Raw genomic sequence first — 26,400 nt, 5'->3', positions numbered from 1 at the left:
CACACTCTCCCGCTTGTTTTTTTGTTGGTTGTGGTTTTTTTTTTTTTATACTGCCCCCGCCCGCGTGGGGGGGCGGGGGGGCGCGGCGACGGGTCGCCGCGCCCCCCCCGCGGCCCCCCGCCGGGCCGAAGAGCTGTGCTCACATACCTCATCAGGCGGCTGATGGCCGCCGCAGTGATGCTGGTGGTCATCATCGTGGTGGTCTTCTGCATCTTCTTCCTCATCCCCAAGTGGGCGGGCGTCGACCCGGCCACGATGTACGTGGGCAAGCAGTCCGACGCGGCGGCCGTGGAGGCCGTCCGGCAGAAGCTCCAGCTCGGCGACCCGATCTACGCGCAGGTCCTGGAGTTCTTCAAGGGACTGTTCGTCGGGCGCACCTACGCGGCGGGTGGCGAGGTCACCAACTGCTCCGCCCCGTGCTTCGGCTACTCCTTCCGCAGCGAGCAGGCCATCTGGCCGGTCCTCACCGACCGCCTCCCGGTGACCCTCTCGCTGGCCCTCGGCGCGGCCGTCCTGTGGCTGCTGTTCGGCGTCGCGGCGGGCGTGCTGTCCGCCCTCAAGCGCGGCACCCTCTGGGACCGCTCCGCGATGGTCGTCGCCCTCTCCGGCGTCTCCCTGCCGATCTACTTCACCGCGCTGCTCTCGCTCGCCGTCTTCGACTACGGCCTCGGCCTGGTCGACGGCCAGTACCAGGAGTTCGGGGACGGGTTCGGCGGCTGGTTCCAGGGCCTGCTGCTGCCCTGGGTGACGCTGTCCTTCCTGTACGCCGCGATGTACGCCCGCATCACCCGGGCGACCATGCTCGAAGTGCTCGGCGAGGACTACATCCGCACCGCCCGCGCCAAGGGCCTCACCGAGCCGGTCGTCATCGGCAAGCACGCCATGCGCTCCACGATGACCCCGATCCTCACCATGCTCGGGATGGACCTCGGGGCCCTGATCGGCGGCGCGATCCTCACGGAGACCGCCTTCAACCTGCCCGGACTCGGCCAGGCCGTCCTCTCGGCGATCAGCGAACGCGACCTGCCGATCATCCTCGGCGTCACCCTGGTCACCTCGCTCGCGGTGATCATCGCCAACCTCGCCGTGGACGTCCTCTACGCCGTGATCGACCCCCGAGTGAGGCTCGCATGACCGGACCCCGCACCACCGGGGCGGCCCTCGGCGAACCCGTCGCCGGGGCCCCGGCCCCCACCGCGTTCCTCGACGTGCGCGACCTGAAGGTGCACTTCCCCACCGACGACGGTCTGGTCAAGTCCGTCGACGGGCTCAGCTTCACCCTGGAGAAGGGCAAGACCCTCGGGATCGTCGGCGAGTCCGGCTCCGGCAAGTCCGTGACCTCGCTCGGCATCATGGGCCTGCACACGGCCGGTCAGTACGGCAAGCGCAAGGCCCGGCTCTCCGGGGAGATCTGGCTCGACGGACAAGAGCTGCTGTCCGCCGACCAGGACACCGTGCGCAGACTGCGCGGCCGCGAGATGGCGATGATCTTCCAGGACCCGCTGTCCGCCCTGCACCCCTACTACACGATCGGCCAACAGATCGTGGAGGCGTACCGCGTCCACCACGCCGTCGACAAGAAGACCGCCCGCAAACGGGCGGTCGAGATGCTCGACCGGGTGGGCATCCCCCAGCCCGACAAGCGGGTGGACGGCTACCCGCACGAGTTCTCCGGCGGCATGCGCCAGCGCGCCATGATCGCCATGGCGCTGGTCAACAACCCGGAACTCCTGATCGCGGACGAGCCGACCACCGCCCTCGACGTCACCGTGCAGGCGCAGATCCTCGACCTGATCCGGGACCTCCAGAAGGAGTTCGGCTCCGCGGTCATCGTCATCACCCACGACCTGGGCGTCGTCGCCGAACTCGCCGACGACCTGTTGGTGATGTACGGCGGCCGGTGCGTGGAGCGCGGCCCCGCCGAGCAGGTGTTCTACGAGCCGCGCCACCCCTACACCTGGGGACTGCTCGGCTCGATGCCCCGCCTCGACCGCGAGGAGACCGAGCGCCTCATCCCGGTCAAGGGCTCCCCGCCGTCGCTGATCAACATCCCGGACGGCTGCGCCTTCAACCCCCGCTGTCCGTACGCGGACCTGCCGGGGGACAACGTCACCCGCACGGTCCGTCCCGAACTCTCCGAGGTCGGCCGTGCGCACTGGGCCGCCTGCCACCTGTCGCAGGAGCAGCGGGAGCGTATCTGGACCGAAGAGATTGCGCCCAAGCTGTGAGCGAGGACAACATCGTGACGAGCGACGACAAGGGCTCCGCACCGGTCCCCGGCCCCCGGTCCGGCGCCGCCACCTTGGCCGGGGACGCGAGCCCCGGCGAGGTCCTGCTGAAGGTCAGCGGTCTGCGTAAGCACTTCCCCATCCGCAAGGGGCTGCTCCAGCGGCAGGTGGGGGCCGTCAAGGCGGTCGACGGCATCGACTTCGAGGTGCGCGCGGGGGAGACCCTGGGCGTCGTCGGCGAGTCGGGCTGCGGCAAGTCCACGATGGGCCGGCTGATCACCCGACTGCTCGAACCCACCGCCGGCACGGTCGAGTTCCAGGGGCGGGACATCACGCACCTCGGGGTCGCCGGGATGCGGCCGTTGCGGCGCGACGTCCAGATGATCTTCCAGGACCCGTACTCCTCGCTGAACCCGCGGCACACCATCGGCACCATCGTCGGCGCCCCGTTCCGGCTCCAGGGGGTGACCCCCGAGGGCGGCGTCAAGAAGGAGGTCCAGCGGCTGCTGGAGGTGGTCGGGCTCAACCCCGAGCACTACAACCGCTATCCGCACGAGTTCTCCGGCGGCCAGCGCCAGCGCATCGGCATCGCCCGCGCACTGGCACTGAAACCGCAGCTGGTGGTCGCGGACGAGCCGGTGTCGGCGCTCGACGTGTCGATCCAGGCGCAGGTGGTCAACCTGCTGGACGACCTCCAGACCGAGCTGGGCCTCACCTATGTGATCATCGCCCACGACCTGTCCGTGGTGCGGCACGTGTCGGACCGGATCGCCGTGATGTACCTGGGCAAGATCGTCGAACTGGCGGACCGCAAGTCGCTCTACTCGACGCCGCTGCACCCGTACACCAAGGCGCTGATGTCGGCGGTGCCGATCCCGGACCCACGGCGGCGCACGGCCAAGAGCGAACGCATCCTGCTCAAGGGCGACGTCCCCTCGCCGATCTCCCCGCCCAGCGGTTGCCGCTTCCACACCCGGTGCTGGAAGGCGACGGAGGTGTGCGCGGTCGAGGAGCCGGTGTTCGTGGAGCTGAAGCCGAACCAGTCCGTGGCCTGTCACCACCCCGAGAACGCGCCCGACCAGGCGCCGCGGGACACCGTCCGGCTCGCCGCCGCGGCCGATGCGGTGTCGGTGGTGACGGTCGGCAAGGACGCCCCGCCGCCGACCCCCGCCGCCGACCCCTCCCGGGTCCAGACCCCCACGGCGGCGGCCGACTCCGACGAGGGCTGAGCCCCGGCCCGGCCGGAGGCGTCCACCCGGGACGCCTCCGGCCGCGGTGGCAAACGGGGGTGGCGCCCGGGGGGACGCGGGCGCGGGCGGTTCGGCGGGGGTGCGGGACATCCGCCCGGCGGACGTCGGAACGCCGTGGACGTCGCGCTGTCCGGACCGGGGGAAAATGACCCGGTGTTCCACGATCTGTTCAGTCCCTCCGTCCAGCACGCGCTGGACCTCGTCGGGATCTTCGTCTTCGCCATCTCCGGCGCCCTGCTGGCCGTCCGCAAGAACTTCGACGTCTTCGGCATCGCCGTGCTCGCCGAGGTCACCGCCCTCGGCGGCGGTCTGTTCCGGGACCTCGTCATCGGCGCGGTGCCGCCGGCCGCCTTCACCGACCTCGGCTACCTGCTCACCCCCCTGCTGGCGGCGGCCCTGGTGTTCTTCCTCCACCCCGAGGTGGAGCGCATCCAGACGGGCGTGAACGTCTTCGACGCGATGGGCCTCGGCCTGTTCTGCGTCACGGGCACCGCCAAGGCGTACGAGTACGGGCTCGGCCTCACCGCCTCGGCCGTCCTGGGACTGGCGACCGCGGTCGGCGGGGGAGTCCTGCGGGACATGATCGCGAACGAGGTCCCGTCCCTGGTCCGCTGGGACCGCGACCTGTACGCCGTCCCCGCGATGGTCGGCGCGGCCATCGTGGCGCTGTGCCTCAAGTACGACGCGTTGAACGGCCTGACCGGCGGGATCGCCGCGGTCACCGCGTTCGCGCTGCGGCTGCTGGCGTTGCGCTACCACTGGCGGGCGCCGCGCGCCTGGAACCGCCGCTCGACGGCCGTGGAGGCGCCGGAGTAGCGGCCCGCGACGTCCCGATGTTCCGGACGACACGCAAAGCTACCGCTTAGTAGGTGAATGTTGTACGGTGCCGCCATGTCTGAAGCACCGACGAAGGCGACGATCGGCACCAGCGAGTTCGACCGGGACACCGCCGTCACCGAGCGCCCCGGCCACCCCGGCGTGTACGACGCCGAACTCTCCGCGGGGTGGACGATCATCTCCGCGATCAACGGCGGCTACCTCCTCGCCCTCGTCGGCCGCGCACTCGCCCACGCCCTGCCGCACCCGGACCCGTTCTCCCTCTCGGCCCACTACCTCACCCCCTCCCGACCGGGCCCCGCGGTCGTCCGCACCGCACCCGTCCGCACCGGCCGCACCCTCTCCACCGGCCAGGCGTCCCTCTTCCAGTACGACGACCAGGGCCGCGAGGTCGAACGGCTGCGGGTCCTGGCCTCCTACGGCGACCTGGACGCCCTCGCCGACGACGTCCGCACCACCGCGCAGCCGCCCGCCCTGCCGCCCTACGACCGGTGCTTCGGCCCCCAGGACATGCCCGGCAAGAGCCCCGTACCCGGCAGCAACGCCATCACCGAACGACTCACCCTGCGGCTCGACCCCGCCACCCTCGGTTGGGCCCTCGGCGCGCCCTCCGGCAAGGGCGAGATGCGCTCCTGGTTCGGACTCGCCGACGGCCGCGACCCCGACCCGCTGTCCCTGCTGCTCGCCGTGGACGCCCTGCCGCCCACCGCCTTCGAGCTGGGGCTGAAGGGCTGGGTGCCCACCGTCGAACTCACCGCACACATCCGCTGCCGCCCCGCACCCGGCCCGCTGCGGGTCTCCGTCACCACCCGCAACCTCGCCGGGGGCTTCCTGGAGGAGGACGCCGAGGTCTGGGACGACGCGGGTCGCCTCGTCGCCCAGTCCCGTCAGCTCGCCCGCGCCCCGCTCGGCTGACCGCTCGGCCGACGGGAGGACCGGTCGGACGGATCGTCGGGTGGAGCCGCCCGGCCCGGGCGCGCGGGGCGCACGGGGCGCACGCCGGGGCACGGGGACCGGCCCGGGCGGATGTGCCCGACCTCGGCTCGTAGAATCGACGCACCATGGCCTACCTCGACCACGCCGCGACCACTCCGATGCTCCCGGAGGCGATCGAGGCGATGACCGCCCAGCTGACCGTCACCGGCAACGCGTCCTCCTTGCACGCCGCCGGACGGCGGGCCCGCCGCGCCGTGGAGGAGGCCCGGGAAACGCTCGCCGCCTCCCTCTGCGCGCGCCCCAGCGAAGTCGTCTTCACCTCCGGCGGCACCGAGGCCGACAACCTCGCCGTCAAGGGCCTGTACTGGGCCCGCAGGGACGCCGACCCGGCCCGCACCAGGGTCCTCGCCAGCCCCGTCGAACACCACGCCGTGCTGGACGCCGTGCACTGGCTCGGCGAACACGAGGGCGCCACCGTCGAGTACCTGCCCGTCGACGCCTACGGCAGGGTCCACCCCCACGCGCTGCGCGAGGCGATAGTCAGGAATCCGGCGGACGTGGCGCTGGTGACCGTGATGTGGGCCAACAACGAGATCGGCACCGTCCTGCCGGTACAGGAACTCGCCGCGGTGGCGGCCGAGTTCGGGGTGCCGATGCACGCCGACGCGGTGCAGGCCGTCGGACAGCTCCCGGTCGACTTCGCGGCCTCGGGGCTCGCCGCGATGACCGTCTCCGGCCACAAGATCGGCGGCCCGTACGGGATCGGGGCGCTCCTGCTCGGCCGCTCCTGGACACCCGTGCCGGTGCTCCACGGCGGCGGACAGGAACGGCACGTGCGCTCCGGGACGCTCGACGCCCCCGCGATCGTGGCCTTCTCCGTCGCCGGACGCGTCGCGACCGAACAACAGCCGTGGTTCGCCCGTGAGATCGGCGCGCTCCGCGACGAGCTGGTGCGCGCGGTGCGGCAGACCGTGCCGGACGCCGTCCTCGGCGGCGACCCGGCCGACCGGCTCCCCGCGAACGCCCACTTCTCCTTCCCCGGCTGCGAGGGCGACTCGCTGCTGCTGCTGCTCGACGCCCAGGGCATCGAGTGCTCGACCGGCTCCGCCTGCACGGCGGGCGTCGCCCAGCCCAGCCACGTCCTGCTCGCCACCGGCACCGACCCCGACCTGGCCCGGGGCACCCTCCGCTTCTCGCTGGGCCACACCTCCACCCCTCAGGACGTGGCCGCCGTCGCCGGGGCGATCGGCGCCGCGGTCACCCGCGCCCGCGACGCCGGCCTCACCTGAGCACCCGCCCCTCGCTCACCCCGAGGCGCGGGTCGCCTCCGACGAGGGCGAGCCGCTCGGACGCTCCTCCAGCCGCTTCAGCTCCGCCCGTACCAGCGGTATGTACCGCTTCCAGTCCCAGTGCGGACCCGGGTCCGTGTGCGTGGCGCCGGGCACCTCCACGTGCCCCACGATGTGCTTGCGGTCCGGCTCAATGTCGTACCGCTGACAGATCCGCGCGGTAAGCCGCGCCGAGGCCGCGTACATCGCGTCGGTGAACGACGAGGCCCGGTCCACCCACCCCTCGTGCTCGATGCCCACGCTGCGCTGGTTGAAGTCCCGGTTCCCCGCGTGGTACGCCACGTCCAGCTCCCGGATCATCTGGGTGACGTGCCCGTCCTTGCGGACGATGTAGTGCGTGGCCGCCCCGTGCCCGGGGTCCTGGAACACCCGTACCGCACTGTCGAAGCCGCCCTGCGTGACATGGATGACCACCCGGTCGATCCGGTAGTCGTCGGGGCGGTCGGCCCGCCGCAGGTTCGCCGGGGACGCGGCCACCCACCGGGCGCCGGTGAAGTCCACCGCCCCGTCGACCCGGGGCTTCGTCACCCCCGGGGCGCGGTACCACAGCTCCGAAACCTCGTCCCGCAGCCCGACCCCCGCGCCGACCACGGCCACCCCGCCCCCGATGAGCAGCGCGCGCCGCCCGACCCGCGGCCCCTGGTCACCGGTCTGCCGCCGCTTCTTCTGCTCCGCCATGCGAATCACAACGGATACTCGCGGGATTCGGTTCCCCGGGCCCTTTACCCTGGAGTGGTTATGACTGAGACCCCGCAGCGTCCCCTCCGTGTCCTGGCCGCCATGTCCGGCGGCGTGGACTCCGCCGTAGCCGCCGCCCGCGCCGTGGAAGCCGGGCACGACGTGACCGGCGTGCACCTCGCGCTGTCCGCGAATCCGCAATCGTTCCGCACGGGCGCGCGGGGCTGCTGCACGATCGAGGACTCCCGCGACGCACGGCGCGCGGCCGACGTCATCGGCATCCCGTTCTACGTGTGGGACCTCGCCGACCGCTTCCGCGAGGACGTGGTGGAGGACTTCGTCGCGGAGTACGAGGCGGGCCGCACCCCGAACCCGTGCCTGCGCTGCAACGAGAAGATCAAGTTCGCGGCGCTGCTGGACAAGGCGCTCGCGCTCGGCTTCGACGCGGTGTGCACCGGCCACTACGCCCGCGTGGTCACCCTCGCCGACGGCAGCCGGGAACTGCACCGGGCCTCCGACATGGCCAAGGACCAGTCGTACGTCCTCGGGGTGCTGGACGAGCGGCAGCTCGCCCACGCGCTGTTCCCGCTCGGCGACACGGTCACCACCAAGGAGGAGATCCGCGCGGAGGCCGAGCGGCGGGACCTCGCGGTGGCGAAGAAGCCCGACAGCCACGACATCTGCTTCATCGCCGACGGCGACACCCAGGGTTTCCTGGCCGCCCGCCTCGGCAAGGCCGAGGGGGACATCCTCGACGAGGCCGGTACGAAGATCGGTACCCACGACGGTGCCTACGGCTACACGATCGGCCAGCGCAAGGGCCTGCGCATCGGGCACCCGGCGGCGGACGGCAAGCCCCGCTACGTGCTGGACATCTCCCCGGTCAGCAACACCGTCACGGTCGGCCCGGCCGCGGCGTTGGACGTCACCGCGCTGACCGCGGTGCGGCCCCGCTGGTGCGGCACGGCTCCCACGGGCGCCGCCTCGTACACGGCTCAGCTGCGGGCCCACGGTGGGGAGTCGGAGGTCACCGCGGAGTTCGACGGCGGCGAGCTGCGGGTCCGGTTCGTCGATCCGGTGCGGGGGGTCGCCCCCGGTCAGGCGATCGTGCTCTACGACGGCACGAGGGTCGTCGGGTCGGCGACGATCGCGACGACGCGGCGGGCGGCGGTCAGCGCGTAAACGCTTCCCGCTGTGGGGTGCGTCGTCCGGTGCGGGTCCGCTGTGGTTGCTCGCGCCGTTCCCCGCGCCCCTTCGGTGCGTCCCGGCTGGGCTGCGTTGTTCCGCACCGGTGCGTTGTGCTTCCTGCGGCGCTTGCTCGGCCGCGGGTGCGTCGTGGTTGCTCGCGCAGTTCCCCGCGCCCCTATGGGGCTCGCCCCCCCCGGCGCTCGTCCTGCTGGGCTCCGCCGGTCTGGAGTGCCCCGATCAGGGGCGCGGGGAACTGCGCAACACGGGGGCGCACCCGCACAGAACAGCGCAGCCTGACCGGGACGCACCCGTGCCGAACAGCGCAGCCCCACCGGGACGCACCCCAGGGGCGCGGGGAACTGCGCGAGCAACCACGACGCACCCGCGCGGAACAGCGAACCCGCGCGGAATCGCACCGAAGGGGCGCGGGGAACTGCGCGGGCGACCACGACGCACCCGGGTCCATGGGAGCAACGTTCATCCCCGTACCGTGACGGGATGAACATCTGTGTCTTCCTGTCCGCCGCCGACCTCGACGAGCGCTACACCCGCCCCGCGCGGCAGTTCGCCGAACTCCTCGGCCGAGGAGGCCACACCCTGGTGTGGGGCGGCTCCGACTCGGGCCTGATGAAGGTCGTCGCGGACGGGGTGCAGCAGACCGGCGGCCGACTGCTCGGCGTCTCCGTGGAGTTCCTGTCCCAGTTCGCCCGCCCCGGCACCGACGAGATGCTGGTCGCCCGGGACCTCGCCGAACGCAAGGCGCTGCTCCTGGAGAAGGCTGACGCGGTCGTGGTGCTGGTCGGCGGCATGGGCACCCTGGACGAGGCCACCGACATCCTGGAACTGCGCAAGCACGGCAAGCACACCAAGCCCGTGGTCGTCCTCAACACGGCCGGCTTCTACGACGGGCTCCGCGCACAGTTCCGGCGCATGGACGAGGAGGGCTTCCTCCCGATGCCGCTGACCGAGCTGGTGTTCTTCGCCGAGGAGCCGGTGGGCGCCCTCGCATACCTGGAGGAGTCCTTCGGCACCGTCTGAGCACCCGGTGCGACGATGGGGCCATGGCAACTCATGTGATCACCGGGGCCGGCTCCGGCATCGGCGCGGCCCTCGCGCAGCGCCTGCACGCCCGCGGCGACGACCTCGTGCTCCTCGCGCGCGACGCGGGCCGGGCCAAGGAACTGGCGGCCCGGTTCCCCGGCGCCCGCACCCTCGTCGGTGACCTCTCCGACCCGGACAAGCTGTCCTGGGCCTTCTCCCACCAGACCCTGCCCGACCGGGTCGACTCGCTGATCCACAGCGCCGGAGTCATCGACCTCGGACCGGTCGGCGAGCTCACCCCCAAGACCTGGCGCCACCAGCTCAACGTCAACCTGATCGCACCCGCCGAGCTGACCCGCCACTTCCTGCCGCAACTCCGCGTCACCCAGGGCCAGCTGATCTTCATCAACTCCGGTTCCGGACTGCGCGCCCGCGGCGACTGGTCCGCGTACGCCGCGTCCAAGCACGGACTGCGGGCCCTCGCCGACGCGCTGCGCGAGGAGGAGCAGGGCAGCGGCGTCCGCGTGACGTCCGTCTACCCCGGTCGCACCGCCAGCGCCATGCAGGCCAAGGTCCACCAGCAGGAGGGCAAGGAGTACGAGCCCGGCCGCTGGATCGACCCGGACACCGTCGCCACCACCGTCCTCACCGCGCTCGACCTCCCCCGGGACGCCGAGATCAACGACCTGTCGGTGCGCCCCTTGGCCCACTGACCCGCCGTCGGACGTCGTCGCCCCCGACCGTCGTCACGGGCGGCCGGCGGCGACGCCCCGGAGGTCTCGTAGTCTTCCCGGGTGAGCAACCACGACAACACGGCGTTCCGGCCCGGCCCCGCCACCGGCGTCGGCTCCATGCCCGGCCAGGACCCCCAGGAAGCCGTCAAGACCGTCGTCGGGACCTTCGCGGACGGCCAGGGCATCCCGTACCTGCCCGAGCTCCCCGCGCGCGGTCCCGGCGCCGACATGATCGGCCGCACCGCCGGACTCCTCGTCGACCTCTACGCCCGCGTGGAGCCCAGCGGCTGGCGGATCGGCGACCGGCCCGGCCGGGACACCCGCCGCGCACACGCCTGGCTGCGCCAGGACCTCGACGCCCTGGAGGAGCACACCCAGGGCTACCGGGGACCGCTGAAGGTGCAAGCGGTCGGGCCGTGGACGCTCGCCGCCGCCCTGGAACTGCGGGGCGGCGAGGTCGCCCTGTCCGACCCCGGTGCCTGCCGGGACCTCGCGGGATCGCTCGCCGAGGGCGTCCGCACGCACCTCGCCGAGGTCGCCCGCCGGGTCCCCGGCGCCCAACTGGTGCTCCAGTACGACGAACCCTCGCTCACCGCCGTCCTGCGCGGCCAGATCAAGTCGGCCAGCGGCTACCGCACCCACCGCGCCCCGGACCGGCAGACCGTGGAGGCGGTGCTCCGCGACCTGTTCGACGTCCACGACGGGCCCGTCGTCGTCCACTCCTGCGCCCCCGACGTGCCCTTCGCCCTGCTGCGTCGCTCCGGCGTCGACGCCGTCTCCTTCGACCTCTCCCTCCTCACCGAACGTGACGACGAGATCATCGGTGAAGCCGTCGAGGCCGGCACGAAGCTCTTCGCCGGTGTCGTGCCCGGCACCGATGCCGCGTTGTCAGACCCTGCCGGTAGCGTCGGGGGTGTCAGGACGCTGTGGCGCAGGTTGGGGCTACGGCCGGGACTGCTGAGTGACTCGGTCACGCTCACCCCGGCGTGTGGTCTCGCCGGCGCGTCCCCCGGGTACGCCCGGGAGGCGCTCGCCCACTGCGCCCGGGCGGCGAGATCCCTCGCGGACAACCCAGAGTGACCAACGGGAGGACAGACGTGGCCGGCGAAGAGCACGCAGGGACCGCACCGGTGCCCGCCGAGGCGCGCGAACGGCACGCGCGGCTCGCCGAGGAGATCGAGGAGCACCGCTTCCGGTACTACGTCAAGGACCAGCCCGTCGTCAGCGACGCCGAGTTCGACCGGCTGATGCGGGACCTGGAGGGCCTGGAGGACGAGCACCCCGAGCTGCGCACCCCCGATTCGCCCACCCAGCAGGTCTCCGTCGCCTACGAGACCGAGCTCACCGAGGTCCAGCACCGTGAGCGGATGCTCTCCCTCGACAACGCGTTCGACGACGAGGGCCTGACCACCTGGGCCGATCGCATCGCCCGCGACGTCGGCACCACGGACTACCACTTCCTGTGCGAACTGAAGGTCGACGGGCTCGCCGTCAACCTCACCTACGAGGACGGCCGGCTCACCCGCGCCGCCACCCGGGGCGACGGCCGCACCGGCGAGGACATCACCCCCAACGTCCGGACCATCGCCGAGATCCCGCACCGCCTCCAGGGCGACCGGGTCCCCGCCCTGGTGGAGATCCGCGGCGAGGTGTACTTCCCGATGGACGCCTTCGAAGCGCTCAACGAACGCCGGGTCAAGGCGGGCGAGAAGCCGTACGCCAACCCCCGCAACTCCGCCTCCGGCTCGCTGCGTCAGAAGGACCCCAAGGTCACCGCCACGCTCCCGCTGCACATGGTGGTGCACGGCATCGGCGCCCGCGAGGGCCTGGAGATCGACCGGCTGTCCGAGGCGTACGCCCTGCTCCACGAGTGGGGCCTGCCCACCGCCCGGCACAACGAGGTGGTGGACTCGATCGAGGGCGTGCGCGCCTTCATCGCGCACTACGGCGCCCACCGCCACTCGATGGAGCACGAGATCGACGGCGTGGTCGTCAAGCTCGACGAGATCCCCCTCCAGGGCCGCTTGGGCTCCACCTCCCGCGCGCCCCGTTGGGCCGTCGCCTGGAAGTACCCGCCGGAGGAGGTCAACACCAAGCTCATCAACATTCGCGTCGGCGTCGGCCGCACCGGCCGCGTCACCCCCTACGCCCAGGTCGAACCGGTCGTCGTCGCCGGCTCGGAGGTCGAGTTCGCGACCCTCCACAACCAGGAGGTCGTCAAGGCCAAGGACGTCCGCGTCGGCGACACCGTGGTCATCCGCAAGGCCGGGGAGGTGATCCCCGAGATCCTCAGCCACGTCCCCGAACTCCGCGACCCGGACGCGCCCCCGTTCGAGATGCCCACCGAGTGCCCCGAGTGCGGCACCCCGCTGAAGGCCATGAAGGAGGGCGACATCGACCTCCGCTGTCCGAACGCCCGCACCTGCCCGGCCCAACTGCGGGAGCGGCTGTTCTACCTCGCGGGCCGCAAGTCCCTCGACATCGACCACTTCGGCTACGTGTCCGCCGCCGCCCTCACCAAGCCCCTGGAGCCCGCGGAGCCGCCGCTCAAGGACGAGGGCGACCTGTTCGACCTGACGATCGAACAGCTGCTGCCGATCAAGGCGTACGTCCTCGACCCCGACAGCGGACTGCCCAAGCGGGACCCGGAGACCGGCCTGGAGAAGGTCGCCACCGTCTTCGCCAACCAGGAGGGCGAACCCAAGAAGAACGCCCTGGCCATGCTGGAGGCCATCGCCGCCGCCAAGGAACGCCCACTGGCCCGTTTCCTGACCGGTCTGTCGATCCGTCACGTCGGCCCGGTCGCCGCCGAAGCGCTCGCCCGTGAGTTCCGCTCCATCGACCGGCTCGCCGAGGCCACCGAGGAGCAGCTCATCGCCACCGACGGGGTGGCGGACACCACGGCCGCCGCCGTCCGCCAGTGGTTCGAAGAGCCCTGGCACCAGGAGATCGTCCGCAAGTGGAAGGCCGCGGGCGCCCGGATGGAGGACGCGTCCGCGGGGGAGGACGAGGGCCCCCGCCCCTTGGCGGGACTCACCGTGGTCGTCACCGGCACCCTGACCCACCACACCCGCGACGGTGCCAAGGAGGCCCTTCAGTCACTCGGCGCCAAAGTGACCGGATCGGTGTCCAAGAAGACCTCGTTCGTCGTGGTCGGTGACAACCCGGGATCGAAATCCGACAAGGCGATGCAGCTGAAGGTGCCGGTCCTGAACGAAGAAGGCTTCGCCGTCCTGCTGGAACAGGGCCCGGACGCGGCCCGGGAGGCGGCCCTCCCCGTCGAGGAATAGCCGTCTTCCCGTCCCCCGCACAGCCCCATCAGCTCACCCGTTCGGCGCATATCAGATGGTTAGGGGTGGCCCGGTCGCATTCGGGCAACCGCCGCCGACCGCTGCCCCTGGACGGCCTCCGCAGCCTACTGTGGGAATAAGCGCCCGCCGTGGCCCGCTGCGTGGCGGGTCATCAGACGCGCGTTCGATGGCGGTGCACGGCGGAACGACGCGTGGCGCGGGCACCGCCGGCTGTGAGAGGGACGGAATGGAATCGAGCGAGAGGGCCGCCCCGGACGCGGGCGTGCGCGCCCGCCGCATCCCGCGCGCCTGGCTCACCGGCCGCAGACGGACGGGCGACCCCGCGCAGCCCGTCACCCACGGCGCCCGCCCCTACCCGGACACCGACCCGGCGACGCGCGGCGCCTGGCCCGCCCTGGCCATCGCGGTCGGCTCCCTCGCCGCGGTCGTCCTGGGCCTCGGCGCCTGGAGCGCCGTCAGCGGCGACCGCGCGCTGTTCCCGTCCGGCACCGTGGGTTGGTCCCTCGCCCTGCTCACCGGACTGACCGTGGGTCACCTCGTGGCCCTCGGCCGGGGCCGCTGGTGGGGCGCCACCGGCTCCGGCTCCGCCCTCACCCTCGCCGTGCTCCTGCTGTACGGATGGATCCCCGCCGGCATGGTCAGCCTGACCGTCGTCGTCCTGGTGGGGGTCGCCCGACGGGGTCGGTGGCGGCAGGGCTTACTGCACGGCGCCGTCGACGTCCTCGGCATCGGCTCGGGTGCGCTGCTGCTCGCGGCCTGCGGAGTCGTCCCCACCGTCGAACGGCCCTGGCAGCCCGAAACCTGGGACCTGTACACCGTCCCTCAGGTCTCCCTCGCGGCGGCGGCCTATCTGACCGTCACCCGCCTGCTCCTGTGGTACCTCCACGCCCCGAACCCGGCGGGTCTGCCGACGATCGCCCGCACCGCCCTGCTCCGGCAGGGCCTGGTCGGGGTCGCGCTGCTGGGCATAGCCCCGCTGATCTGCGTCGTGGCCACGGCGATGCCGGTGCTGCTGCCGCTGTTCGTCGTCCCGCTGGTCACCCTCGACTCCACCCTGTGGATCGCCCGGGCCCGGGCCGAGGAGCAGTTGCGCGATCCGCTCACCAAGCTGCCGAACCGTCAGTGGCTCCTCGAACGGACCTGGGCGGCCCTGGACGACGCCGACCGGATCGGCGCCAGGTCCGCACTGATGCTGATCGACCTGGACCGGTTCCGGTCCGTCAATGACACCCTCGGTCATCTCGCGGGCGACCGGCTCCTCCTCCAGATCGCCGATCGACTCCGGGTCGCCCTGCCCCGCGGAGCCGAGGCCGCACGCCTCGGCGGCGACGAGTTCGCCGTGCTCCTGCCCATCGCCGACTCCACCACCTCCGCCACCCGGGTCGCCCGCTCCGTGGTCACCGCCCTCGGCTCGCCCCTCGACCTCGACGGGCTCACCCTCGTCCTGGAGGCCAGCGCCGGACTCGCCGTCTTCCCCGACCACGCCCTCGATGCCGAAGGACTGCTACGGCGCGCCGACATCGCCATGTACCAGGCGAAGCGGGACCGCACCGGCGTGGAGGTCTACGAGTCGAAGCGGGACTCCAACACCCCCGACCGGCTCGGACTCCTCGGCGACCTCCGACGCGCCCTCGACACCGGCGACGTCCAACTCCACTACCAGCCCAAGGTCCGCTTCGACGGACAGGTCGCCGGCCTCGAAGCCCTGGTGCGGTGGGTGCATCCCGAGCGCGGGCGGGTCCCCCCGGACGAGTTCATCGCCATCGCCGAGTCCTCCGGGCTGATGCCGCACCTCACCGAGTACGTGCTGGAGACCGCACTCGCCCAGGTCGCCCGCTGGCGCGCCCAGGGCCTACGGGTCCCCGTCGCCGTCAACGTCTCGCCCCGCGACGTCCACACCCCCGGCTTCGCCGGCTCGGTGGCCGCCCGGCTCGCCCGGCACGCGGTGCCCGCCGCCGCCCTCCAACTGGAGATCACCGAACACGTCCTGCTCGAAGACCCGCAGCGGGCCGCGGACACCCTCGCCGGACTGGCCGGCCACGGCGTGAAGATGTCCCTCGACGACTTCGGCACGGGGTACTCGTCCCTGGTGCACCTACGACGCCTGCCCGTCAGCGAACTGAAGATCGACCGGTCCTTCGTGGCCCGACTCGTCATCGACAACGAGGACGCCGAGATCGTGCGCTGCACGGTCGACCTCGCCCACTCGCTGGGACTCCTCGTCGTCGCGGAGGGCGTCGAGGACGACGAGACCTGGGAGCGGCTGCGCGACCTCGGCTGCGATGCCGTGCAGGGCTGGTTGGTCGCCGCGGCGATGCCTCCGGAGGAGGCCACGGCATGGCTGCTCGCCCGGGGTTCCCGGGGCTGGCAGCGCCCCCGGGCCACCCTCCCGGCCGTCGAAACGGAATGAGCCGAGACGCGACCCTCCGGGACCGCTGGGCCGCAGCAGCGCAGCGCTGAGTCGGGTAGCGCCCTTCCGGGAGGACGAGGTGCATTCCGAGACTCGGGCGTCTCCGTCCTCCCCGTCGCAAGCGGTGGCTCTCGGAGCGGCGGTGGCGCTCGGCCCGCTGGCCGGCACGTTCGATGGCTCAGTTCTCCCTGCGGTGAGCCTCGTGTTCTCCGGGGGATGGTCATGGGCGTGCTTCGCCTTCGTGGTCGTGCACTACGTCGTCAAGGATCTCAGTCCTGCTGTTCCGATCGGGCAGCTCGTTTCCGGCAGTTCGGGAGAAGACCTCACCTCCAGGATCGTGCTCTGGGCAGCGGCGGCGTTCGTCCTGGGAGCGCCCATGGGGCTCCTGGGGAACCTGGCGCGAGCGCCCGGAATCGGCGGCCTCCCGTTCCGTCTGGTCGTTCCGCTGATCGCCTACGTGGAGGTGTCCCAGCAGCTCGTGGTGGAGGCGGTCTCCGGGTTCGGTGGTCGCCGTCACCTGGCAGGCGATTCGTGTCGTCGCGGTGGTGGTCGGCCTCGTGCTCGTGGGGCCGGGTGGAACCGGTGGCGTGCTCGACCCGGTCGACGACGCCCCCGGCCCCGCCGGCTCGGTGGGCCGCCGGGCTCGCCCGGCACGCGGTGCCCGCCGCCGCTCCCGCCGTGCCCGGGCGACGGCCCGCTCCTCACAACCACCTGGTATGACTGGGTACATGCAGGAAGAGACCGCGCAATCCGCGATCGACACGTTCGTCTCGGCGTTCAACGCCTCGGATGACACCTACGTCACCGCGCTGCTGTCCCAGGCCCTGACCCCGGACGTCATCCTCTGGGGGCCGCTGGGGCGCAGCGAGGGCATCGAGTCGGTCGAACGTTTCGTACTGGACATCCGACGCCACCCGGCGGGCACCGGCACGATGGTCCGCCGGTCGCGCGTGGACATGCCCGACGAGTGGGCCCGCTACCAGTGGGTGTTCACCACGCCGAACGACGGTCCCCGCCTCTCCGGCACGGACGTCGTCCACCTGCGCCGCAATCTGATCGACCAGATCATCGTCTTCACCGGCGACGTCCAGCCCGCTCCCGGATAGCCCAGGGGCGCTTCGGCGCACCGTGGGGACGGGCGTTGGTCACACGACGCCCGACGGGCAAGTGCCGGACCGCATGGGGACGTGAACGCGAGGCGGGCCCGGTCCGTCGGGACCACGCCTTCCCCCGCTGCTGCGCGGGACGCCCGCGGCGGCCGTGCGCCCCTGGTGCTAGCGTGCGGCGATGCCCACTCACACGACGCCCGCGTCCCTGTTATCCGTCCTGAGGACCCAGAACCAGGAACGTCTCTACGACTTCTACCGGGACCTCCGCAACACCGACGACCTCTTCTGGGACCGCCGTGTGGGTGCCTGGGTCGCCACCAGCCATGCCGTGGTCAGCAGCACGGCGAGCGATCCACGCTTCTCCTCGATCCGCTACCCGGACATCGAGGCGGTCTCCGAGGAACTACGGCCGCTGGCCCGGGTCCTGAGTCAGCAGATGCTCTACAGCGACGCCCCCGACCACGCCCGGTTGCGCGCCCTGCTCAGCAGGGCCTTCACGCCCCGGGCCGTCGCGGCGCTGCGCGAGCGGATCTTCGACGCGGTCGATCAGATCATCACCCGCGCAGCACCGACCGGCCGGTTGGACATCGTCGCGGACCTCGCCCGCCCGCTGCCCCTGGCCGTCATCTGCGACCTCCTGGGCGTCCCGGAGGAGGACCGGTCGACCGTGTCCTCGTGGTCGGACCCGGTCGCCGCGGCCATCGGCAACTCCCGGCTCGACGCCGACGAGAGCAGAGCGGCCTCGCAGAGCATGGCGCAGATGCTCGACTACCTCCGCGGGCTCCTGCTCCACGAGGACGGTCCGCCCGCGCCCCACAGCCTGCGCGCACTACTGGCCACCGGGATCGACAACCCCGATCAGGACTTCGAGGAACTCCTCGCCAACTGCGCCCTGCTGCTGATCGCCGGTCACGAGACCACCACCCACTTCATCGGCAACGCCGCCCTCGCCCTCCTGGAGCACCCGCGGGCCGCCGAGCAGCTCCGCGACCAGCCGGACCTGATCCCCGCCGCGGTCGAGGAACTCCTGCGCTACGACAGCCCGGTGCAGTTGATGCTGCGCAGGGCCCGGCACGATCTGGACCTGGCGGGTCGCTCCCTCGCGGCCGGCCAGCCCGTGCTCCTGGTGTGCGGCGCCGCCAACCGGGACCCGGAGGCCTTCCCCGACCCCGACGTGCTGGACTTCCGGCGTCCCGGTGGGCGGCACGTCGCCTTCGGGTACGGGCCGCACTTCTGCCTCGGTGCAGCGCTGGCCCGACTGGAGGGCGTCATCGTGCTGGAGGCGTTGCTCACCCGGCTGCCGGACTGGAAGCTCGTGGGCGCCGCGCCGAGCTGGCAGCGCAGTCTCAACTTTCGCGGACTGACCAGCCTGGAGATCGCCTTCACGCCCTCGCCGCACGGTCACCCGGGCCAGCCCGTGCCCGAGTGAGCGGGACCACCCGCCGGCCACCCCCACCCGTGCCCCCACCCGCGCTGGAAGGCCGGTCCCGGCCCGGCATCCGACCGGGTGTGCGGTGCGCACCGCACACCCGGAGGGACGGGGGGCGTCCACCGCGCTCGTACAAAAAGGGGAGGCCCCGGAGCGGGGTGCTGGTGGGTCCTGTCCGAGGGGTTGCGCGGGGAGTGGGCCGGGCCCCATAGGATTGGGGCCAAAACCCACCACTCACCTTGAGGATCGCTGCATGCCTGGCATCACGCGCGAGGAGGTCGCTCACCTCGCTCGGCTGGCACGCCTGGACCTGAAGAGCGAAGAACTCGATCACTTCGCCGGTCAGCTCGACGACATCATCGGCGCGGTAGCCCGCGTCGCCGAGGTCGCCGACCAGGACGTTCCACCGACCTCCCACCCGCTGCCCCTGACGAACGTCATGCGCGCGGACGAGGTCCGACCGTCGCTCACCTCCGCGCAGGCGCTCTCCGGCGCCCCCGCCCAGGAACAGCAGCGCTTCAAGGTCCCGCAGATCCTGGGGGAGGACTGATCGCCATGGCCGACACGAACAGCATCATCAGGCTGACCGCCGCCGAGACCGCGGCGCGCATCGCCTCCGGCGAGCTCACCGCCGTCGAGGTCACCGAGGCCCACCTGGCCCGGATCGAGGCCGTCGACGAGAAGGTCCACGCGTTCCTGCACGTGGACCGCGAGGGCGCCCTCGCCCAGGCCCGCGCGGTGGACGCCAAGCGCGCCGCCGGCGAGGAGCTGGGCCCGCTCGCGGGCGTTCCGCTCGCCCTGAAGGACATCTTCACCACCGAGGGCATCCCGACCACCGTCGGTTCCAAGATCCTCGAAGGCTGGATCCCCCCGTACGACGCGACCCTCACCAAGAGGCTGAAGGCCGCGGACGTCGTCATCCTCGGCAAGACCAACATGGACGAGTTCGCCATGGGGTCCTCGACGGAGAACAGCGCGTACGGTCCGACCGGCAACCCCTGGGACCTGACCCGCATCCCGGGCGGCTCCGGCGGCGGCTCCTCGGCGGCCCTCGCCTCCTACCAGGCGCCGCTGGCGATCGGCACGGACACCGGCGGTTCGATCCGCCAGCCCGCCGCGGTCACCGGCACCGTCGGCGTGAAGCCGACGTACGGCGGCGTCTCCCGCTACGGCATGGTCGCCTTCTCCAGCTCGCTGGACCAGGGCGGCCCCTGCGCGCGCACCGTCCTCGACGCGGCCCTGCTGCACGAGGTCATCGGCGGTCACGACCCCCTGGACTCCACGTCCATCGACGCCCCGGTGCCCCCGGTCGTGGAGGCCGCCCGCAACGGTTCCGTGACGGGCATGCGGGTCGGCGTCGTCAAGCAGTTCCGCGGCGAGGGCTACCAGGCCGGCGTGGTGCAGCGCTTCGACGAGTCGGTGGAGCTGCTGAAGGAGCTCGGCGCCGAGATCGTCGAGCTGGACTGTCCGTCCTTCGACCTGGCGCTGTCGGCGTACTACCTGATCGCGCCCTCCGAGTGCTCCAGCAACCTCGCCCGGTTCGACGCCATGCGTTACGGCCTGCGGGTCGGCGACGACGGCACCCGGTCGGCGGAGGAGGTCACGGCGCTCACCCGTGACGCGGGCTTCGGCGACGAGGTCAAGCGCCGCATCATGCTCGGCACGTACGCGCTCAGCTCCGGCTACTACGACGCGTACTACGGCAGCGCCCAGAAGGTCCGCACCCTGATCACCCGGGACTTCGAGAAGGCGTTCGAGCAGGTCGACGTGATCGTGTCGCCCACGACCCCGACGACCGCCTTCCCGATCGGTGAGCGGGCCGACGACCCGATGGCGATGTACCTCGCCGACCTGTGCACCATCCCGACCAACCTGGCGGGCAACGCGGCCATGTCGCTGCCCTGCGGTCTCGCCCCGGAGGACGGCCTGCCGGTGGGCCTCCAGATCATCGCCCCGGCGATGCAGGACGACCGGCTGTACAAGGTCGGTGCCGCCGTCGAGGCCGCGTTCGTGGAACGCTGGGGTCACCCGCTGCTTGAGGAGGCACCGTCGCTGTGAGCGCACTGACCAAGGCCAAGGGCTTCAAGAAGTCCAAGTCGGGCACGTACCTGTCCATGGCCACGACGGCCTTCGGCGCCGTCAGCATCGTCAAGCAGGCCCGCAAGGCCCGCTCCGAGCACGACACGCTGCGGCTGGTCGACGCCGCCGTGTCCGCCGCCGCCATCGTCACCGGACTCGCGATCCTCTACCGGGAGCTCAAGCGCCTCGGTGACGACGACGTCCTGCTGGGCTGAGAGGGAAGTTTCACCGTGACTGTCACGACCGACCTGGTGTCGTACGAGGACGCACTCGCGTCGTACGACCCCGTCATGGGCCTGGAGGTCCATGTCGAGCTGGGCACCAGGACCAAGATGTTCTGCGGCTGCTCCACGGAGTTGGGCGCGGACCCCAACACGCAGACCTGTCCGACCTGCCTCGGCATGCCGGGCTCGCTCCCGGTCGTCAACGCGATCGGCGTCGAGTCCGCCATCAAGATCGGTCTCGCGCTGCACTGCGAGATCGCCGAGTGGTGCCGCTTCGCCCGGAAGAACTACTTCTATCCGGACATGCCGAAGAACTTCCAGACCTCCCAGTACGACGAGCCGATCGCCTTCAACGGCTACCTGGACGTCCAGCTGGAGGACGGCGAGGTCTTCCGCGTCGACATCGAGCGCGCCCACATGGAGGAGGACACCGGCAAGTCGACCCACGTCGGCGGTGCCACCGGCCGCATCCACGGCGCCTCCCACTCGCTGCTCGACTACAACCGGGCCGGCATCCCCCTCATCGAGATCGTCACCAAGCCGATCGTCGGTGCCGGTGAGCGGGCCCCCGAGGTCGCCAAGGCGTACGTCGCCGAGCTGCGCGAGCTGATCCGGGCGCTCGGGGTGTCGGAGGCCCGGATGGAGATGGGCCAGATGCGCTGCGACGTCAACCTGTCGCTGCGTCCGCACGGCCGGGAGAAGTTCGGCACCCGCAGCGAGACCAAGAACGTCAACTCGCTGCGGTCCGTCGAGCGGGCCGCCCGCTTCGAGATCCAGCGGCACGCGGCCGTCCTGAACGAGGGCGGCACCATCATCCAGGAGACCCGCCACTTCCACGAGGACACCGGTTCCACCACCTCGGGCCGGGTCAAGGAGGAGGCCGAGGACTACCGGTACTTCCCCGAGCCCGACCTGGTGCCGGTGGCCCCGTCCCGGGAGTGGGTCGAGGAGCTGCGCGCCGGTCTGCCGGAGCTGCCGCGGGCCCGCCGCAACCGGCTGCGCGAGGAGTGGGGCGTCACCGAGCACGACATGCAGTCGATCCTCAACGCCGGTGCCGTCGACCTGATCGCCGCCACCATCGAGGAGGGGGCCGACTCGACCGCCGCCCGCAAGTGGTGGATGGGCGAGCTGGCGCGCAACGCCAACGAGTCCGGTGCCGCCCTGGACACCCTGCCGATCACTGCGGCGCAGGTCGCCCGGGTCGCCGCGCTCGTCGCGTCCGGCGACCTCAACGACAAGCTCGCCCGGCAGGTCATCGAGGGCGTCCTCGCGGGTGAGGGCACCCCGGACGAGGTCGTGGAGAAGCGGGGCCTCAAGGTCGTCTCCGACGAGGGTGCGCTGACCACCGCCGTCGACGAGGCCATCGCCCAGAACCCGGGCGTCGCAGACAAGATCCGCGGCGGCAAGGTCGCCGCGGCGGGTGCCCTGGTGGGCGCCGTCATGAAGGCCACCCGGGGCCAGGCCGACGCGGCCCGGGTCAAGGAGCTGATCCTCGCCCGGCTCGGGGTCGAGGGCTGACGTCCACGTAGTACGCGCGGGGGGCGGTGACCGGTGTCCGGTCACCGCCCCCTTCGTCGTGCCCGGAGCCCGGAGCCCGGAGCACGCAGGGCACCTGCGCCGCTGCGGTCTCCGGGGGCCGCGAACCGGTGTGAGGAGAACCACGAACCAGTCAAACGATCTCTTAAGCCTGCAAGAGTGGCATCAGCTTGTTCATGCGTTCTTTGCGGGCGGTTTCGAAGTATTCTCTGAGATTCTTCGCGATTCTCCTTCGGGCCGTGCGGCCCCACCGGGGTACCGGCTGTTCCCGATGAAGACCCGACGAAGCACCCTGGGAGTTCAGCGGTGGCAGCACTCGCGCGCTGGTGCGTACGGCACCGTCTGGTCGCCGTCCTCATCTGGCTGGCCACCCTCGGCGGCACCGCCACCGCCGCGGCGCTCACGGGTTCCGCGTACTCCAACGACTACGAGGTGCCCGGCACCGAGTCCGGTCGCGCCACCGAACTCCTCGCCCGCGGCTTCCCGGGCTCGGGCGGCGACAGCAACACCATCGTCTGGCACACCGAACACGGCACCGTGCGGGCCGCCGAGGTCGAACGGACCATGAGCCGGGTGCTCGGGGAGGTCGCCGAGCTGCCGGCCGTGGCCGCGGTCACCGGGCCGTACGCCGGTGCCGGTACCGCAACCGGTACCGCAGCCGACGCGGGCACGGCCGCCGACCGGATCAGCGCCGACGGCCGCACCGCCTACGCCACCGTCACCTTCGACCGGCCCGTGGGCGAGCTGACCGCCGCCGACGCCCGGGCCGTGGTGGACCTCGCGACGCCCGCCGCCACCGAGGACCTGACCGTCGCCCTCGGCGGCAGCGCCGTCGCCCTCACCGAACCGCTCGGCGGCCACCTCGCGGAGGCCGTGGGCGTCGCCGTCGCGGCCGTGGTGCTCTTCCTCGTCTTCGGTTCCCTGGCCGCGTCCCTGCTCCCGATAGCGACCGCCCTGGTCAGCGTCGGCACCGCCTACGCCGGGACCGTACTGCTCGGGCACGCCATGACCGTCGCCGACTTCGCCCCGATGCTGGGCATGCTCATCGGCCTCGGCGTCGGCATCGACTACGCCCTGTTCATCGTCACCCGCCACCGCCAGGGCCTGCGGCGCGGACTGTCGGTCGCCCGGGCCGCCGAGCAGGCCGTCGCCACCACCGGGCGTGCCGTGGTGTTCGCGGGCGCCACCGTCTGCATCGCCCTCCTCGGCATGCTCGTCCTACGCCTCGGGTTCCTCAACGGGGTCGCCGTCGCGGCGTCCCTGACCGTGGTCCTCACTGTCGCCGCCTCGGTCACCCTGCTGCCCGCGCTGCTGTCCTGGATCGGTCCGCGCGCCCTCAGCCGTCGGGAACGCCGCCGCCTCGCCGAACAGGGGCCCGAGCCGGCGACGGGCACCCCGCCCAGCGGGCCGGCCGCCCGGTGGTCCGCCTTCGTGGAACGCCACCCCAAGCTGCTCGGCGCCCTCGCCCTGGTCGCCGTCACCGTGCTGGCGCTGCCCGCGCTCTCCCTCCACCTCGGCACCTCCGACCAGGGCAACAATCCGAAGGGCTCCACCACCCGGCAGGCGTACGACCTGCTGGCCGACGGCTTCGGGCCCGGCGTCAACGGCCCCCTCACCCTGGTCACCGAGGTTCGCGGGGCCGACGCCCCCGGCGGGGCGGCCCTCCAAGACCGGGCCGCCCTCGACGCACTCGCGGCCACCCTGCGCGGCACCGAGAACGTCGCCTCGGTCTCCCCGGTCACCCACAACGCGGCCGGGGACACCGCCGTGCTCACCCTGGTCCCCGAATCGGCCCCGCAGTCCGAGCGGACCAGCGCACTCGTCGACCGGTTGCGCACCGAGGTGCTGCCGGCCGCCGAGCGGGGCACCTCGCTGGACGTGCAGGTCGGCGGGGTCACCGCCGGGTACGACGACTTCGCCGAACTCATCGTCGGCAAACTCCCGCTCTTCGTCGGCGTCGTCGTCGCCCTCGGCTGCGTCCTGCTGCTGTTGGCCTTCCGCTCGATCGGCATCCCGGTGAAGGCCGCCGTGATGAACGTGCTCGCCGTCGCGGGCGCCTTCGGCGTGGTCGTCGCCGTCTTCCAGTGGGGCTGGGGCAGCGAACTGCTGGGCCTCGGCCGTGCCGGGCCCATCGAACCGTTCCTGCCGGTCATCATGGTCTCGGTCCTCTTCGGCCTCTCCATGGACTACCAGGTCTTCCTGGTGAGCCGGATGTACGAGGAGTGGCTGGCGACCGGGGACAACCGCCGGGCCGTGCGCGTCGGCCTCGCCGAGACCAGCCGCGTGATCAACTCGGCCGCTGTGATCATGATCGCCGTGTTCCTGGCCTTCGTGCTCAGCGGCGACCGGGTCATCGCCATGTTCGGCATCGCGCTCGCCGCGGCCGTCGCCCTCGACGCCTTCGTGCTGCGCACCCTGCTGGTCCCCGCCCTGATGCACCTGCTCGGCGGCGCCAACTGGTGGCTGCCCCGCTCCCTGGACCGCGTCCTGCCCCGCATCAGCATCGAGCCGCCGGAGTGCCGCCCCGGCCACCCGCACGGACGTGCGACGATTCCCGGGCGGCGCGTGGACCACGCACCGCAGGAGACCCACGCGGGCGCGGACCTCTGACCGTGGCCGCCCCGCCGCACGCCGTCCCTCACCCGGGGCGAGCCGGAACCCCGGAGGAAGCAGCCATGTACGCGAGAACGCTCGGTGACGACGGGGCCGAACTGCGCCCCCTGGAGCCCTGGCACGCCGAGGAGTTCCTGGCCCACCTCGACCGCGGACGCGACTTCATCAGCCGGTACGTCGCCTTCGGCACCAACGCCCATGACGTCGACGGGGCCCGGGCCGTGCTCCAGGCGTACGCGGACAAGCGCGCCGTGGACAACGGCAGCCTGCACGGCATCTGGCTGGACGGCACCCTCGTCGGCGGACTCCTCTTCCGGATCTTCGACGCCGACAGCGGCAACTGTGAGATCGGCTGCTGGCTCGAACCCGCCGCCGCCGGCCGCGGCCTGGTCACCCGGGGCGCCCGCGTCCTGCTGGACTGGGCGTTCGGGGAGCGCGGCATGCACCGCGCCGAGTGGGTCACCTCCACCGCCAACGAGTCCAGCCGCCGGGTCGCCGAACGGCTCGGCATGCGGGTCGACGGGGTGCTGCGGGAGAGCTACCCGTACCGGGGCGTGCGCCACGACATGGAGGTGTGGTCCGTGCTGGCGCCCGAGTGGCGCGGCACGGAGCAGGGCGGCTGACCTGCGGGGCCGGGTGGCGTGTCGTTAAGGAACCTCTCAGACGGCGTCCGTACGGTGCCCCCATGGCAACACAGACCGACAAGACCGCCGCCGCGGGCACCGACGCGGACACCGTCACCGACACGGACCCGGCCGCCGTGAAGGGAGCCGGCGCGGAGGAATCCGGCGCCGACCGCCCCGCCGAGGGCTCCACCGGTAAAACGGCGGACAGCGCCGCCAAGGGTGACGGGGCCGAAGACGCCCTCACCGAGGCGGACCCGGCAGGTGCGGACAGCGCGGACCTGGATGACCTCGACGAGCTCGACGCCCCGGTGGGCAAGGTCTCCTCGGGCGTCGGCGCGGGTGCCGCGGCGGTCCTCTCGGCGACCCTCGGCGTGGTCGGCCTCAGCGGCGGTTGGCTCGGTTCCGTGGCCTCCGCCCGGCAGTCGCTCATCGGCCAGCTGGAGGCATCCTCCTCCGGCGGCGGCGACGTCGCCGCCCAGATTCAGGGCGTGTACGGGGACGCCTGGCAGGCCGCCGCCCTGGTCGGCGGCGCCTTCGCCCTCGCCGCCCTGCTGATCGGTGCGTTCACCCTGGCCCGGCCCGCGTTCGGCGCCCCCGACTCGGAACCGGCGCCGTGGATCAAGTCCGTGGCCTGGGCGGGAGTCGGTCTGGGCCTCGTGGGCCTGCTGCTCGCCGTCGCCAAGTACACCGACGTCCTCCTCGGTCTGCCCTCGGCCACCTGACACCTCACCGCTGACGCACGCACGGCCGAAGACACCCGGGGGGGGGGGGGCCCCGAGGGGCGCCCGCGCGCGGGGGGGGGGGGGGGGGGGGCCACCCCCA

At 72.2% G+C, this 26,400-nt stretch carries 22 protein-coding genes; 21 read left to right on the top strand and 1 reads right to left on the bottom strand.

Translation table 11 applies throughout. From position 1 onward, the window contains the following. Positions 1-135 precede the first annotated feature (135 nt). From ACFV88_RS34980 to ACFV88_RS34955, 6 genes are all read left to right on the top strand, one after another. Entirely contained in the window at positions 136-1,134 is a 999-nt protein-coding gene (locus tag ACFV88_RS34980; RefSeq protein ID WP_385496230.1) for an ABC transporter permease, read from the top strand. Continuing rightward, positions 1,131-2,228 carry an ABC transporter ATP-binding protein gene (locus ACFV88_RS34975; protein WP_385496229.1) on the top strand — a complete coding sequence of 366 codons (1,098 nt, stop codon included), beginning with the start codon at positions 1,131-1,133 and terminating at the stop codon, positions 2,226-2,228. The genes ACFV88_RS34980 and ACFV88_RS34975 overlap by 4 nt, the downstream gene beginning before the upstream one ends. Before the next feature lie 14 nt (positions 2,229-2,242). Then, on the top strand, positions 2,243-3,457 hold the full coding sequence (locus tag ACFV88_RS34970) for an ABC transporter ATP-binding protein (protein WP_385496228.1): 1,215 nt from the start codon (positions 2,243-2,245) through the stop codon (positions 3,455-3,457). Positions 3,458-3,631: 174 nt separating this feature from the next. Next, positions 3,632-4,294: a trimeric intracellular cation channel family protein gene (locus tag ACFV88_RS34965; protein WP_385496227.1), complete on the top strand. Its 663-nt coding sequence runs from the start codon at positions 3,632-3,634 to the stop codon at positions 4,292-4,294. 75 nt (positions 4,295-4,369) lie between these two features. Continuing rightward, positions 4,370-5,230, top strand: a complete 861-nt coding sequence (locus ACFV88_RS34960) for a thioesterase family protein (RefSeq protein ID WP_385496226.1) — start codon at positions 4,370-4,372, stop codon at positions 5,228-5,230. Positions 5,231-5,376: 146 nt separating this feature from the next. Next, positions 5,377-6,540 carry a cysteine desulfurase family protein gene (locus ACFV88_RS34955; protein ID WP_385496225.1) on the top strand — a complete coding sequence of 388 codons (1,164 nt, stop codon included), beginning with the start codon at positions 5,377-5,379 and terminating at the stop codon, positions 6,538-6,540. Between the two features lie 15 nt (positions 6,541-6,555). Here ACFV88_RS34955 and ACFV88_RS34950 read toward each other — a convergent pair whose 3' ends face one another. Further along, a complete protein-coding gene (locus ACFV88_RS34950; RefSeq protein ID WP_385496224.1) occupies positions 6,556-7,278 on the bottom strand; it encodes an N-acetylmuramoyl-L-alanine amidase in 723 nt (240 codons plus the stop codon). Between the two features lie 60 nt (positions 7,279-7,338). Between ACFV88_RS34950 and mnmA the strand changes: the two genes are divergently transcribed. The 15 genes from mnmA to ACFV88_RS34875 all read left to right on the top strand — a co-directional run bounded on the left by mnmA (position 7,339) and on the right by ACFV88_RS34875 (position 26,300). Next, positions 7,339-8,460 (top strand): tRNA 2-thiouridine(34) synthase MnmA, encoded by a 1,122-nt coding sequence (mnmA, locus tag ACFV88_RS34945; RefSeq protein WP_385496222.1) that lies wholly within the window; start codon positions 7,339-7,341, stop codon positions 8,458-8,460. Positions 8,461-8,964: 504 nt separating this feature from the next. Then, positions 8,965-9,504, top strand: coding sequence for a TIGR00730 family Rossman fold protein (locus ACFV88_RS34940; RefSeq protein ID WP_385496221.1), 540 nt, complete (start codon positions 8,965-8,967; stop codon positions 9,502-9,504). Between the two features lie 23 nt (positions 9,505-9,527). After that, complete coding sequence (locus ACFV88_RS34935) at positions 9,528-10,220, top strand: SDR family oxidoreductase (protein ID WP_385496220.1); 693 nt, start codon at positions 9,528-9,530, stop codon at positions 10,218-10,220. 81 nt (positions 10,221-10,301) lie between these two features. Beyond that, complete coding sequence (locus tag ACFV88_RS34930; protein WP_385496219.1) at positions 10,302-11,321, top strand: methionine synthase; 1,020 nt, start codon at positions 10,302-10,304, stop codon at positions 11,319-11,321. A 17-nt stretch (positions 11,322-11,338) separates the two neighbouring features. Next, positions 11,339-13,531 (top strand): NAD-dependent DNA ligase LigA, encoded by a 2,193-nt coding sequence (ligA, locus tag ACFV88_RS34925; RefSeq protein ID WP_385496218.1) that lies wholly within the window; start codon positions 11,339-11,341, stop codon positions 13,529-13,531. 247 nt (positions 13,532-13,778) lie between these two features. Next, the gene (locus tag ACFV88_RS34920) at positions 13,779-15,962 is read left to right on the top strand and encodes a putative bifunctional diguanylate cyclase/phosphodiesterase (protein WP_385496217.1); all 2,184 of its coding nucleotides are present in this window, start codon (positions 13,779-13,781) and stop codon (positions 15,960-15,962) included. Positions 15,963-16,690: 728 nt separating this feature from the next. After that, complete coding sequence (locus ACFV88_RS34915; protein ID WP_385496216.1) at positions 16,691-17,068, top strand: nuclear transport factor 2 family protein; 378 nt, start codon at positions 16,691-16,693, stop codon at positions 17,066-17,068. Positions 17,069-17,249: 181 nt separating this feature from the next. After that, positions 17,250-18,500, top strand: a complete 1,251-nt coding sequence (locus tag ACFV88_RS34910; protein ID WP_385496215.1) for a cytochrome P450 — start codon at positions 17,250-17,252, stop codon at positions 18,498-18,500. 253 nt (positions 18,501-18,753) lie between these two features. Continuing rightward, positions 18,754-19,050 carry an Asp-tRNA(Asn)/Glu-tRNA(Gln) amidotransferase subunit GatC gene (gatC, locus tag ACFV88_RS34905; protein ID WP_385496214.1) on the top strand — a complete coding sequence of 99 codons (297 nt, stop codon included), beginning with the start codon at positions 18,754-18,756 and terminating at the stop codon, positions 19,048-19,050. A gap of 5 nt (positions 19,051-19,055) precedes the next feature. Next, positions 19,056-20,558 (top strand): Asp-tRNA(Asn)/Glu-tRNA(Gln) amidotransferase subunit GatA, encoded by a 1,503-nt coding sequence (gatA, locus tag ACFV88_RS34900; protein WP_385496213.1) that lies wholly within the window; start codon positions 19,056-19,058, stop codon positions 20,556-20,558. 56 nt (positions 20,559-20,614) lie between these two features. Continuing rightward, positions 20,615-20,794, top strand: a complete 180-nt coding sequence (locus ACFV88_RS34895) for a hypothetical protein (RefSeq protein ID WP_351239983.1) — start codon at positions 20,615-20,617, stop codon at positions 20,792-20,794. Between the two features lie 15 nt (positions 20,795-20,809). Beyond that, on the top strand, positions 20,810-22,321 hold the full coding sequence (gene gatB / locus ACFV88_RS34890; RefSeq protein WP_385496212.1) for an Asp-tRNA(Asn)/Glu-tRNA(Gln) amidotransferase subunit GatB: 1,512 nt from the start codon (positions 20,810-20,812) through the stop codon (positions 22,319-22,321). Positions 22,322-22,645: 324 nt separating this feature from the next. Further along, positions 22,646-24,949 (top strand): MMPL family transporter, encoded by a 2,304-nt coding sequence (locus ACFV88_RS34885; RefSeq protein ID WP_385496211.1) that lies wholly within the window; start codon positions 22,646-22,648, stop codon positions 24,947-24,949. 65 nt (positions 24,950-25,014) lie between these two features. After that, entirely contained in the window at positions 25,015-25,575 is a 561-nt protein-coding gene (locus ACFV88_RS34880) for a GNAT family N-acetyltransferase (RefSeq protein WP_385496209.1), read from the top strand. 62 nt (positions 25,576-25,637) lie between these two features. After that, on the top strand, positions 25,638-26,300 hold the full coding sequence (locus tag ACFV88_RS34875) for a hypothetical protein (protein WP_385496208.1): 663 nt from the start codon (positions 25,638-25,640) through the stop codon (positions 26,298-26,300). The last annotated feature ends 100 nt before the right edge of the window (positions 26,301-26,400 follow it).

The sequence above is a fragment of the Streptomyces sp. NPDC059816 genome (assembly GCF_042732055.1).
Classification (GTDB): Bacteria; Actinomycetota; Actinomycetes; order Streptomycetales; family Streptomycetaceae; genus Streptomyces.
The sequence above is the reverse complement of the archived record's forward strand: the minus strand, read 5'-3'. Positions and strand labels throughout refer to the sequence as shown.